The organism is Stenotrophomonas sp. SMYL11 (genome assembly GCF_036320005.1).
Taxonomy (GTDB): Bacteria; Pseudomonadota; Gammaproteobacteria; order Xanthomonadales; family Xanthomonadaceae; genus Stenotrophomonas; species Stenotrophomonas maltophilia_A.
The window spans coordinates 364,426-375,766 of the sequence record NZ_JAWIRS010000001.1 but is presented as its reverse complement, the minus strand read 5'-3'; the positions used below and the strand labels follow the sequence as shown (position 1 = coordinate 375,766).

General features: G+C 66.9%; 11 protein-coding genes. 8 read left to right on the top strand and 3 right to left on the bottom strand.

The annotated features are described in order from the left end of the window. Positions 1-28: 28 nt before the first annotated feature. From V3B46_RS01710 to V3B46_RS01680, 7 genes are all read left to right on the top strand, one after another. Positions 29-361: a hypothetical protein gene (locus V3B46_RS01710; protein WP_106468336.1), complete on the top strand. Its 333-nt coding sequence runs from the start codon at positions 29-31 to the stop codon at positions 359-361. Between the two features lie 76 nt (positions 362-437). Then, a complete protein-coding gene (locus V3B46_RS01705) occupies positions 438-854 on the top strand; it encodes a helix-turn-helix transcriptional regulator (protein ID WP_329890955.1) in 417 nt (138 codons plus the stop codon). Continuing rightward, positions 851-1,507 carry a hydrolase gene (locus V3B46_RS01700; RefSeq protein ID WP_106468332.1) on the top strand — a complete coding sequence of 219 codons (657 nt, stop codon included), beginning with the start codon at positions 851-853 and terminating at the stop codon, positions 1,505-1,507. The genes V3B46_RS01705 and V3B46_RS01700 overlap by 4 nt, the downstream gene beginning before the upstream one ends. A gap of 2 nt (positions 1,508-1,509) precedes the next feature. Beyond that, a complete protein-coding gene (locus tag V3B46_RS01695; protein WP_154352762.1) occupies positions 1,510-1,935 on the top strand; it encodes a DoxX family protein in 426 nt (141 codons plus the stop codon). Between the two features lie 119 nt (positions 1,936-2,054). Next, a complete protein-coding gene (locus V3B46_RS01690; RefSeq protein WP_329891188.1) occupies positions 2,055-3,902 on the top strand; it encodes an amidohydrolase in 1,848 nt (615 codons plus the stop codon). Further along, positions 3,881-5,164: an alginate export family protein gene (locus tag V3B46_RS01685; protein ID WP_329890954.1), complete on the top strand. Its 1,284-nt coding sequence runs from the start codon at positions 3,881-3,883 to the stop codon at positions 5,162-5,164. The genes V3B46_RS01690 and V3B46_RS01685 overlap by 22 nt, the downstream gene beginning before the upstream one ends. Continuing rightward, positions 5,158-6,807, top strand: coding sequence for an MFS transporter (locus V3B46_RS01680; RefSeq protein WP_329890953.1), 1,650 nt, complete (start codon positions 5,158-5,160; stop codon positions 6,805-6,807). The genes V3B46_RS01685 and V3B46_RS01680 overlap by 7 nt, the downstream gene beginning before the upstream one ends. 100 nt (positions 6,808-6,907) lie before the next feature. Here the strand turns inward: V3B46_RS01680 and V3B46_RS01675 are convergent, their stop codons facing one another. Continuing rightward, complete coding sequence (locus V3B46_RS01675; RefSeq protein WP_329890952.1) at positions 6,908-7,732, bottom strand: alpha/beta fold hydrolase; 825 nt, start codon at positions 7,730-7,732, stop codon at positions 6,908-6,910. A 186-nt stretch (positions 7,733-7,918) separates the two neighbouring features. Between V3B46_RS01675 and V3B46_RS01670 the strand changes: the two genes are divergently transcribed. Beyond that, positions 7,919-8,305 carry a hypothetical protein gene (locus V3B46_RS01670; protein ID WP_329890951.1) on the top strand — a complete coding sequence of 129 codons (387 nt, stop codon included), beginning with the start codon at positions 7,919-7,921 and terminating at the stop codon, positions 8,303-8,305. 70 nt (positions 8,306-8,375) lie between these two features. Here the strand turns inward: V3B46_RS01670 and V3B46_RS01665 are convergent, their stop codons facing one another. Together V3B46_RS01665 and V3B46_RS01660 are read right to left on the bottom strand one after the other, a co-directional pair. After that, on the bottom strand, positions 8,376-9,089 hold the full coding sequence (locus V3B46_RS01665) for a DUF2968 domain-containing protein (protein WP_043402505.1): 714 nt from the start codon (positions 9,087-9,089) through the stop codon (positions 8,376-8,378). Between the two features lie 99 nt (positions 9,090-9,188). Further along, positions 9,189-11,339, bottom strand: a complete 2,151-nt coding sequence (locus V3B46_RS01660) for a TadG family pilus assembly protein (protein WP_329890950.1) — start codon at positions 11,337-11,339, stop codon at positions 9,189-9,191. Between the last annotated feature and the right edge of the window lie 2 nt (positions 11,340-11,341).

The window sequence follows — 11,341 nt, the reverse complement described above, 5'->3', positions numbered from 1 at the left end:
ACGCCGGCATGTCCTGTGGAGCCCGGCCATGCAGCGCCTGTTCGTGATGTTCCCCGACCGCGGGCCGGGCATCGGCCTGCTGTGGCTGCGGCTGTGCCTGTCCGCGGCACTGTGCACGCCCGGCACGCATGCGGGTGGGTGGTCGGCGCTGTGCCTGCTGGCAGTGCCGATGCTAACGCTGGGTGTGTTGACGCCACTGGCCGTGCTGATGGCGGCCGTGGGCATGTTCGCGCAGCAGGCGCCGTGGTCACAGGTGGTGCTGCCCTTGGCGCTGTTGATGTTGGGCCCTGGCGCCTATTCACTGGATGCGCGGTTGTTCGGTCGTCGCCTGCTCGGGCGTCGGCCTCCCCCATTCGGGTAGGTGCTGGCCTCGACCGACGGGGGTAGGGCATCGTGCGGCGGCCACGCACCATGGGGCACCCCTCGCGGCGTCCCGCATGGCCACCGTCTTTTCGCCCGATCCGCCCGCCTTGGCGCTGGCACCGCAGCAGGCCGCCGCATTGCAGCGCGCCCTGCGCTATGTCGATGAGCACCTGTCGCAGCCGATGCGGGTGACCGACCTGGCCGCAGCCGCCTGCGTCAGCCGCTTCCATCTGGTGCGCCTGTTCCGGACCGGTACCGGCGCCAGCCCGCTGCGCTATGTGCGCCGCCGCCGCATCGAACGTGCCCGCCAGTTGTTGCCGGTCGCGCAGCTGCCGATGTCCTGCCTGGCCCAGCAGCTGGGTTTCTTCGACCAGAGCCATTTCGTCCGCAGCTTCCGCGCCGAGACCGGCTGCAGCCCCGGCCAGTATCTGGCCGGCGATGCGGCCCTGTTGCTTCCCCCTGATCGTGTTCCCAAAGGAGTCCAACCATGAGCCTTGCCACCGCCACGCCCGCCCCGGCGCTGCTGTCGCCGACCGACCACGCCCTGGTGCTGATCGACTTCCAGTCGCAGATGGCATTCGCCACCCACACCATCGATATCTCCGCGCTGCGCAACAACGTGTCGTTGATCAGCAAAGGCGCCAAGGGCTTCAACGTGCCGGTCGTGCTGACCACCGTCGCCGAAGCGTCGTTCTCTGGCCCGATGTTCCCGGAACTGCCGGAGATCTTCCCGGGCCAGCCGGTGTTCGACCGCACTTCGATGAACACCTGGGAAGACCAGCCGGTGATCGACGAGATCAACCGGATCGGCAAGCGTCGCCTGGTTGTTGCCGGGTTGTGGACCAGCGTCTGCATCGTGGGACCGGCGCTGTCGGCGCTGGCACAGGGCTTCGAGGTGTATGTGATCACCGATGCCTGCGGCGATGTCAGCGAAGAAGCGCACGAGCGTGCGATCACCCGCATGGTGCAGGCCGGTGCGGTGCCGATGACCAGCGTGCAGTACCTGCTGGAGCTGCAGCGTGACTGGGCGCGTGGCGAGACCTACGACCTGACCACCGGCATTGCCCGCGACCACGCCGGCGGCTATGGCATCGGTATCCAGTACGCCAAGCGCATGTTCGGCGCACAGGAAGGCGGGCACTGAGCATGCTGGCTGGCCACGGCGTCGACCTGGCCCTGTTGATTCTGCGCGTGGCGGCAGGAGGCTTTCTGCTGCCACACGCGCTGGGCAAGCTGTTCGGTTGGTTCGGCGGTCCTGGGCTGGCCGGTTTTGCCGGCGAGCTGCGCGGTTTCGGATTGCCGGCGGCAGCACCGTTGCCGCTGCTGCTGGCCCTGCTGCAGGTGCTGTCAGGGCTGGCCGTGCTGCTGGGGTGGCAGACCCGCATCGCTGCGCTTGCGGCGGCCGCTTTCATCGGCTTCACCGTTCTGTTGGCCCTGCCCAAGGGCTGGTTCTGGATGCGCGGCGGCAGTGAGTACCCGTTGATGTGGACCACGGTACTGCTGGCCCTCGCGCTGACCGGTCCCGGCGCCTGGGCACTGGACGGCCAACGCCTTCCGGGAGATCTCGCATGAGTCACGATCCACTTGATCACGGCCGCCGCAACGTGGTGCTGGCCGGCAGCGCCGCGGTGGCGCTGGGCCTGGCCGGCCGTGCCGGTGCCGCATTCGATTCCACTTCCAAGGAGCGTCGCATGAGCACGCTGGTCATCCGCAATGCCCGCATCACCACCCTCGATCCGCAGCAGCCGCATGCGCAGGCACTGGCCGTGCAGGAAGGCCGCATCGTCGCCGTCGGCAGCGACGAGGAGATCATGCGTGGCTGGGGCAATGAGGCGACCCTGATCGATGCGCAGGGGCGGCGCTTGTTGCCCGGCCTCAACGACAGCCATACCCACCTGATACGTGGTGGCCTGAACTACAACCTGGAACTGCGCTGGGACGGCCTGCGTTCGCTGGGTGACGCCTTGGACATGCTGAAGGCGCAGGTCGACCGCACGCCCGCACCGCAGTGGGTGCGCGTGGTTGGCGGCTTCACCGCCTCCCAGTTCAATGAGAAGCGCCTGCCGACCCTGCAGGAACTCAACGACATCGCGCCGGATACGCCGGTGTTCCTGCTGCACCTCTACGACCGCGCATTGCTCAACCGTGCCGCGCTGCGCGCCTGCGGCTACACCAAGGACACGCCGGATCCGCCGGGCGGGCAGATCGTGCGCGATTCGCTGGGCAACCCGACCGGGCTGCTGCTGGCCAAGCCGAATGCGCTGATCCTGTACGCGACGCTGGCCAAGGGGCCGCGCCTGCCGATCGAGTACCAGGCCAATTCGACCCGTCACTTCATGCGTGAACTGAACCGGCTCGGCATCACCTCGGTGATCGACGCCGGCGGTGGTTTCCAGAACTACCCGGAGGACTACCAGGTCATCGAGCAGCTGCACCGCGATGACCAGCTGACCGTGCGCATCGCCTACAACCTGTTCACCCAGAACAAGGGCAAGGAAGTGGATGACTTCCGTGGCTGGAGCGAGATCCTGCAGCCGCGCCAGGGCGATGACCTGCTGCGCCACAACGGTGCCGGCGAGATGCTCGTGTTCTCCGCGGCCGACTTCGAGTTGTTCAACGAGCCGCGTCCGGAACTGCCGCCGGAGCTGGAACCGGAACTGCACGACGTGGTGAAACTGCTGGTCGAGAAGCGTTGGCCGTTCCGCATCCATGCGACGTACGACGAGAGCATCACCCGCATCCTCGATGTGTACGAACAGGTCAACCGCGAGGTGCCGTTCGATGGCCTGCACTGGTTCATCGATCACGCCGAAACCATCACCCCGCACAACATCGAGCGCATCCGTGCGCTGGGCGGCGGCATCGCCGTGCAGCATCGCATGGCCTATCAGGGCGAAGCCTTCGTCGAGCGCTACGGCGTGCAGGCGGCGCGGCATACGCCGCCGGTCAAGCGCATGCTGGCCGAAGGCGTGCCGGTCGGTGCCGGTACCGACGCCACCCGTGTGGCCAGCTACAACCCGTGGGTGGCGTTGTCCTGGCTGGTGACCGGGCGCACCGTGGGCGGCCTGGCCCTGTATGGCGATGAGAACCTGCTCGAACGCGAGCAGGCGCTGCGCCTGTGGACCCAGGGCAGTGCCTGGTTCTCCGGCGACGAAGCAGTGAAGGGCACGCTGAAGGTCGGCCAGTTGGCCGATTTCATCCTGCTCTCGGCCGATTTCTTCCGTGTCGATGATGCACAGATCGCCGACATCACCAGCGTGTTGACCGTGGTCGGTGGCCGCATCGTGCATGCCGACGCGGACTATGCAGGGCTTGCGCCGCAGCTGCCGCCGGCGATGCCCAACTGGTCGCCGGTCAACAGGTTCGGTGGCTACCACGTTGGCGGTGCCGCCACCGGGTTGGCCGCCGCCCATCGCCACCATCATGGCGTAGCCTGCAGCACTCACGGTGCTCATGGTCATGCTGCACGGCACGCGGCGCCCACCGATGACCTGACCGCGTTCTGGGGCGCGATGGGATGCTCGTGCTTCGCGTTCTGAGCGTGGCGCTGCTGGTCGTGCCATCGCTGGCGCTGGCCTGCGAGCGGGGCCGCTGCAGCGACGCCGGTGACGGGCAACTGCAATGGGATGCGTCGCTGCGCGTGCGTGGGCTGTACTACGACCCGACCCGGTTCGGGATCGGTGGCGCAGAGGACGGCTATGGCCTGCTGCGTGCGCTGGCCTCGGCCACCTATGTGGAAGACACCTGGCAGGCGAAGCTGCAGCTGGGTGTGCATGGGGAGAATGGCAAAGCCGGCGGCCCTGGCCGTACCGACCGCAGCGCGCTGGATGTGCAGCAGGCCTACTGGCGCTGGCAGCGCGATGGCTTCCACCTGCAACTCGGCCGCCAGGAAGCCGGCTATGGCAGTTCACGGCTGCTGTCGGTGCGCGACGGGCCGAACATCCGCCTGGCCTTCGACGGTGCGCGTCTGGGCTGGAAGGGGCGCCTCGGCACGATTGATCTGATGGCGCTGCGGCCAGTGGAAAACCGACCGGGTGCCTTTGATGATCGCGGCGAGCACGGTGCCCACCTGTGGGGTGCCTATGCCACCACGGCGCGGGGACAGGGCGCGGGACAGTGGGATCTGTACCTGCTGGACTATCGCCGCGACGGCGCGCGCTTCGCCGCAGGCAGCGGTACCGAACGTCGGCAGACCTTGGGCGCGCGCTGGTTTGGCCAGGCCGGTGCACTGGACTGGAACAGCGAGCTGGTGGCGCAGGGTGGTGAACTGCGGACGACCGTCGGCACGCTCGACATCCGCGCATGGACGCTGGCCACCGATACAGGGTGGCGCTGGACGAACCTGCCGCTGCAGCCGCGGCTGGGGCTGAAGGCAGACATCGCCAGTGGCGATGGCAACCTGCATGACGGCCGCCTGGGAACCTTCAATGCCTTGTTCCCGAAGTCGGCCTATTTCAGCGAGGCCAGCCTGCTGGCCCCGGCCAACCTGATGGACGTCCAGCCGACCCTGACCCTGCGCCTGCACGACGCGGTGACGACGGAACTGGGGGTACAGATGGCCTGGAAGCATCGCCGCGCCGATGCGGTCTACACCACGCCGGCACCGCTGGTGGCGTTGCCGGGCAGCGACGGTGGCGCGCGCCGCATCGGCAATCAGTACAAATCCGAAACCCGCTGGCAGGCCAGCGAACACTGGCAATGGCAGCTGCAGCTGGCCTGGGTCGATGCCGGACCTGCACTGAAGCAGGCCGGTGGCCAGGACACGTTGTTCGCCTCGATCGTTGGAGCATGGCAATGGTGAACGCAACCGCGTCGCAACCCCCCGCGCAGGCCGCAGGCGCCTGGTCCCCACTGAAGATCCAGATGTTCCGCTCGATCTGGCTGGCGATCCTGGCAAGCAACATCGGCACCTGGGTCAATGACGTGGCCGCCGCCTGGGTGATGGCCGAGCGTACCGGCTCACCGTTGATGGTTGCGTTGGTGCAGTCGGCCACCACCGTGCCGATCGTGCTGCTGGCGCTGGCCGCCGGAACCCTGGCCGACATCGTCGACCGCCGCAGGTATCTGCTGGCCACCCAGGGTTGGATGCTGCTGGTCGCGGCAGTGATGGCGGCGCTGACTGCGATGAATATGCTGACCCCGCAGCTGCTGGTGCTGCTGACCTTCTGCATGGGCTGCGGTGCGGCCATGGCGATGCCGGCACAGGCGGCGATCGTGTCAGAACTGGTGCCGCAGCCGATGCTGGCCTCGGCGGTGGCGCTGAACTCGATCGGCATCAACATCGCCCGCTCGATCGGCCCGGCCATCGGCGGCGTGATCGTCGCCCAGCTCGGCGCGGTCTGGGCGTTCGGTTTCAACGCCATCACTTTCGCCGCGATGCTGTTCGTGGTGTGGGGCTGGAAGCGCGACCCGAAGCAGTCCAGCCTGCCGCCGGAAGGCTTCGGTGCCGGCCTGAAGGCGGGCCTGCGCTATGCCAGCCGTGCCGGACGCCTGCAGGCGGTGCTGATCAAGTCGGTCGGGTTCTTCTTCTTCGCCGCAGCGATGAACGCGTTGCTGCCGGTGGTGGTACGTGGGCAGATGCACGGCGGGGCGGGGCAGTACGGCATGCTGCTGGGCTGCATCGGCATGGGTGCGGTGGGCGGTGCGTTGCTGCTGCCTAAGCTGCGCGCACAGATGGATCGTGACCTGCTGGTGCTGTTGGCCACCCTGTCGCTGGCCCTGAGCCTGGTCGGCCTGGCGCTGACCCGCAGCTGGTACGTGCTGCCATTGGTGATGCTGATCAACGGATTCGCCTGGATCACCGTGCTGTCGTCGCTGCAGATCGCCGCGCAGACGGCGGTGCCCGCGTGGGTGCGTGCGCGTGCACTGGCGCTGTACATCATGGTGTTCTCTGCCGGCATGGCGGCCGGTGGCCTGAGCTGGGGCGCGCTGGCACAGCGCACCTCGCCGGAGCTGGCGTTGCTGGTGGCTGCCGCAGGTGCGGTGATCGGGGGGCTGCTGGTGTGGCGCGTGCGCATCGCCGGTACCGAAGACCTGAACCTGCGCCCGGCGGGGCACTGGCCGGCCCCAGAGCTGTCGGTACCGGTATCCAACGATCGAGGCCCGGTGCTGGTGACCATCGAGTACCGCATCGAAGACGCTGATCGTGCCGCGTTCCAGGCGCAGATGCGCGCATTGGGCACGATCCGTCGCCGCGATGGCGCCGTGGTCTGGGGTGTGGTCGAGGATGTGGCCAGCCCGGGCATCCACCTGGAGTATTTCGTGACCCCGTCGTGGCTGGAGCACCTGCGCCAGCATGAACGCATCACTGCCGATGACAAGGCAATCCAGGAAGTGCTGCGCGGGCTGCATCGTGGCGAACGTGCGCCGGTGGTGCGCCATTTCGTGGGCGGCCATGATCCGTTGCCGAACACCGGCGTCCCGCACCACCACAGCGATATCTGACAAAAAGGGGACGGAGGGGATCAAGTCGTTTGTGCACAAACAACTTGATCCCCTCCGTCCCCTTTTTCGCGGCGGCGCCACGGGGCGCCGCCGCGAGACATCATTTGCGTGCAAAGGCCAGCAGGTCGGCGTTGAACTGGTCGGCATGGGTGAGGGTCAGGCCGTGCGGGGCACCGGCGTACACCTTCAACTCGGCGTCCTTGATGATCTGCGAGGACAGTTTGGCCGAAGCATCGAACGGCACGATCTGGTCGTCATCACCGTGCACGACCAGCGCCGGCACGTCGATCTTCTTCAGGTCCTCGGTGTAGTCCACCTCCGAGAACTCGTGCACGCAGTCGTACTGGCCCTTGACGCCACCGAGCATGCCCTGCAGCCAGAACGAATCACGCATGCCCTGGGTAACGCTGTTGCCGTCGCGGTTGGCGCCGAAGAACGGCGTGGCCAGGTCCTTGAAAAACTGCGAGCGGTCACCGCCGGTGCCCTTGCGGATGCCGTCGAAGACCTCCAGCGGGGTACCGGCCGGGTTGGCATCGGTCTTCAGCATCAGCGGCGGCACGGCACCGACCAGCACCACCTTGGCCACGCGCTTGCTGCCGTGGCGCCCGATGTAATGGGCCACTTCGCCGCCACCGGTGGAGTGGCCGACCAGGATCGCGTCCTTCAGGTCCAGCGCCTCGAGCACGGCGGCCAGGTCATCGGCGTAGGTGTCCATGTTGTTGCCGTCCCAGGTCTGGCTGGAGCGGCCGTGGCTGCGACGGTCGTGAGCGATCACGCGGAAGCCGTTCTGGCCCATGAACAGCATCTGCGGGTCCCAGGCATCGGAAGACAGCGGCCAGCCGTGAGCGAACACGATCGGCTGGCCGGTACCCCAATCCTTGTAGAAGATGCGCGCGCCGTCGGCGACGGTGACGAAGTTGCTCATTGCAGGTTCCTTGGCGGAAGGGAGGGAAGGCACAGGCAGTTGTGCCGGTGCCTCCGGCAGTACAGCGCAGCGCCAGACCGGCGACTTGCACAGCTGTGCTGGATTACAACGGATGTGACGCGTATCGCTCTGGCATGAAGCCGTGCCGGCATCGAGGATGGCGGCAGGCCTGACGAGGAGCCTGCAATGTCGAACGCGTGTTGGAGCCCGCTGTTGTACCTGCTGCTGGCCACGGGGGCGCATGCTCAGACCAACGTCTACAAATGCGTGGACGGGCCGCATCCGGTCTATCAGCAGACGCCGTGCCAGGGGCGTGCGGAATGGCGCTGGGAGGTGCCGGCGGAGCCGCCCTCAACAGGTGCGACGGGGGCAAGGGCGGCGAGTCCAACCCCAAGCCGTCCGCGTGTGGTGCAGCAGGGGCGTGCGCGGGCGGCGCTGATACCCATCAGCACGGATCCCACCGCCTGTGAGCGTGCGCGGCAGCAACGCGGGAAGGTGCTCGCCAAGGCCAAGCGCCTTGACTTCGTACAGCGGCGGCAGCTGGATGACGCGGTGTACGACGCGTGCCGCTGAATCCAGGGGTGGCAGAAGCGACAACGGCGCCCAAGGGCGCCGTTGTCTGCAAATGCCAGGTGCTTGGACCTCAGCGACCGTCGCTGGCAGCCGCCGGTGCCGGCGAGGGCACGCTGTCCGGCTTGGGCAGGCTCAGCTCCGGGTTGCCCTGTTCGGCCTGCAGGATCTGGATGCGACGCTGCAGGGAATCCAGCTGGCTGTTGGTGCTCTGCACGTCGCTGCTCAGACTGACCGCCTGCTGCTGGGCCTGCTGCAGGGCAGCACTGACCTGGGCCGACTGTGCCTGCTGCTGTTCCATTTCCTGCTGCAGGGTGCGCAGGCGTTCCTCGTTGTAGGCCACCAGGCGCTCGGTATAGCGCTTGCCGGCTTCCAGTCGGGTGGTGTCGATGTAGACCTGGGCCAGCTGCTCTGACTGCTGCGCGAAGGTGCGGTAGACACGCTCGGCGTTGTCGACGGCATCGGTCTTGATCACCCGCCAGAAGTTCTTCTCCTGGAACAGGGCGACGTAGTAGGTCAGGGTGTTGGCATTGAACAGCAGGCTGGCGCCGTAGTTGCCGTTGTAGGTGGTGCGCAGCTCGGTCAGCTGGCGGGCATCCATCAGCTGCTTGAGCTCGTCAACGGTGTTGCGCACCACCGGTGCGGTACGTGCGGCCGGCTCTGCGGCTGCTTCGCGGTCGCCACGGGCAGCCATCGCCGCCGGTGCCACCAGCATCATGGCCACGGCCAGCAGTGCCGCGCCGCGCGCGTGCCGGGCGAAGACCGCGCCCCCTGAAGTTTCTCGCATGTCTAGACCATCCACGGATGAGTGTGGGTTGAGATGAAGGTGGTTCCCCGCCGGGAGTCTAGCATGGGCGCGGGCGCCGCCAAGGGCGCCCGTCACGGGTCAGTAGACCAGCTGCGCCGCGCTGCACTGGATCGACTGCACGTTGACGTCGGTGCGGCCCAGTTCCAGGCCCAGCACGCTGGCCAGCAGGTTGGTCAGCAGGGTGCCGACGCTGTTGAGGACGGGCTTCAGCGCAGCGAGGATCGGATTCAAGAGGGTACAGAGCAGGCCACTGCAGCTGACGCTGCCATCGGGGGTGGTGACGCCGGTTCCCCCGGCACCATCGAGGAAGCCGGCCGGTGCGGTCTGGATGTACGACGCCAGGTTGTTGCGCACGCAGCCGTTGTAGTCGATCAGGTTGCCGAGCAGGCTGTCACAGCGGTTGATCAGCAGGCCGCCGACCAGCGAACCGAGCAGGCCATCGAGCAGGCCCAGGCCCTGGCCGGTGACGGTGGTCCTGTAACCGGTCCACACCGAACCGTCTTCCCAGCATGTGGTCAGGCCAAGCAGGCAGGGCGTGGGGACGCCCTTCTTCACCGTCCAATTGCCCAGCGGCGCCAGATTCCGCGCCGGGTCGCCATCGCGCAGCAACGGGATGACCTGGTCGACGTTGTAACGCCCGCCGTTGGGAAAGGCAGCCTGCAGGTAGCGGTCGGCCAGTGCCTTGGCGGTGTCGTTCGCGCTCATGCCCTGCTTGGGTGAACTGAGCATGCCCGACAGCACGCGCAGCAGTTCATTGACCAGGTCCGACACCGCGTTGCCCACCGCCAGCGGGTTGATCCGGGTCGAGGCAGTCTCGCCAGCGGCCAAGGTCAGGCTCTGCGAGCTGGTCAGGGCGGGCAGGGTGATCTTGTCATTGATCAAGGGTTGTCCAAGCAGCTTCAGCAACTGCTCGTTCTTCAGGGTGGCGTCGCAGACATTGCTCTTGGAGAAGCGTTGCGCCGGGTCGACATTGCCGACACAGGCGCGCAGCACCGACGAATCGACCTGGATGGTGGCCCTGGGCGGACTGGCGCCGCACTGGATGCCGGTCAGCGTGCCCATCGCGTTGGCGACATCGACATGCAACGGCAGGTGCAGGCGTGTGCCAAGCAGATTCAACAACGGCCCAAGTGCAAACAGATTATTGCTGTCCACGTCCACCATCAGGCGCACCTGCGCGTTGTACGCACGCGTGCCGACGCCGCCGATGGCGATGGACGGCGGTTCGACCACGCCTGCTTCGATATGGATGCCGAGCAGGTCCAATCCCTTGACCGCAACGCCATTGCCGTCATTGGCAATGGAGATGGCGGTACTGATCAGGTTGAGCACGTTGACCTTGGTTTCCAGTGCGCTGCCGACCGTGCCATCCGGCGAAACGACCTCGGCGAACAGGCCGCCGCCACCGGACTGGCTGCCCAGCACGATGTTGAGCTTGTTGATGTCCAACTGTGTGGCGACCAGGTCGGACAGGGCGCGCAGCTGCACGCCGACGGTGGTATCGCGACCGACCACGGTGGCGGTGGCATCGACCAGCTGCGCCAGCGAGATCTTGTTGACCGACAGCAGGCGGTTGAAGTCGGCCACGCTGAGATTGGCAGTGACCGGGATGTTGAGCGCCTTGAGCAGGCCCGACGGCGTGATGTTGGCCTGGGCCAGACCGTCGTAGGAGAGCACGGTCGCGCTGGTGACATCCAGGCCGATCATGCGCAGTGTCGACAACAGCACAGAGTTGCCGTTGGTGCGCAGCAGCTGCGAGCCCACCGCGAACACCGCTGTGGGCTCCGAGCGGCGGGCAACGGCTTGTACGCTGACGGTCGGCAGGCTGGTGTTCTGGCCGAAGAAGGGAAGCACACTGCGCTCGGCGACAACCTGCACTGCATTGCGCGGGTTGGCAGCATCGACAGTGGTGATGAAGCGGTTCGCAGTGGCGCGTGTGGCGCTCCAGTTGCCACAACGGATCTGCAGGCTCCCCGCAAACTTGTTCTGGGTGAGCGCGCTCTGCCGCGCGGCACTGTTGTCGCTGTTGTCCGAGGTACACAGCTCCAGTCGTTGCGCACCGGCCAGCGCGGCCAGGTCGGCGACTTTCTGCGCGTCACGCTTGGCCCAGAACAGGTAGCCGATCTCGATCAGGCCCAGCATCGCCAGCAATGCCAGCATGACCAGCATCATGGTGACCGACATGCCACCGCGCGGGCGGCTGAAACTCAACTGGCGTGGGCATTTCATGG

Coding starts and splice junctions, on each gene's coding strand:
- V3B46_RS01710 (WP_106468336.1), top strand. CDS start 29: ATGCAGCGCCTGTTCGTGATGTTCCCCGACCGCGGGCCGGGCATCGGC.
- V3B46_RS01705 (WP_329890955.1), top strand. CDS start 438: ATGGCCACCGTCTTTTCGCCCGATCCGCCCGCCTTGGCGCTGGCACCG.
- V3B46_RS01700 (WP_106468332.1), top strand. CDS start 851: ATGAGCCTTGCCACCGCCACGCCCGCCCCGGCGCTGCTGTCGCCGACC.
- V3B46_RS01695 (WP_154352762.1), top strand. CDS start 1,510: ATGCTGGCTGGCCACGGCGTCGACCTGGCCCTGTTGATTCTGCGCGTG.
- V3B46_RS01690 (WP_329891188.1), top strand. CDS start 2,055: ATGAGCACGCTGGTCATCCGCAATGCCCGCATCACCACCCTCGATCCG.
- V3B46_RS01685 (WP_329890954.1), top strand. CDS start 3,881: ATGCTCGTGCTTCGCGTTCTGAGCGTGGCGCTGCTGGTCGTGCCATCG.
- V3B46_RS01680 (WP_329890953.1), top strand. CDS start 5,158: ATGGTGAACGCAACCGCGTCGCAACCCCCCGCGCAGGCCGCAGGCGCC.
- V3B46_RS01675 (WP_329890952.1), bottom strand. CDS start 7,732: ATGAGCAACTTCGTCACCGTCGCCGACGGCGCGCGCATCTTCTACAAG.
- V3B46_RS01670 (WP_329890951.1), top strand. CDS start 7,919: ATGTCGAACGCGTGTTGGAGCCCGCTGTTGTACCTGCTGCTGGCCACG.
- V3B46_RS01665 (WP_043402505.1), bottom strand. CDS start 9,089: ATGCGAGAAACTTCAGGGGGCGCGGTCTTCGCCCGGCACGCGCGCGGC.
- V3B46_RS01660 (WP_329890950.1), bottom strand. CDS start 11,339: ATGAAATGCCCACGCCAGTTGAGTTTCAGCCGCCCGCGCGGTGGCATG.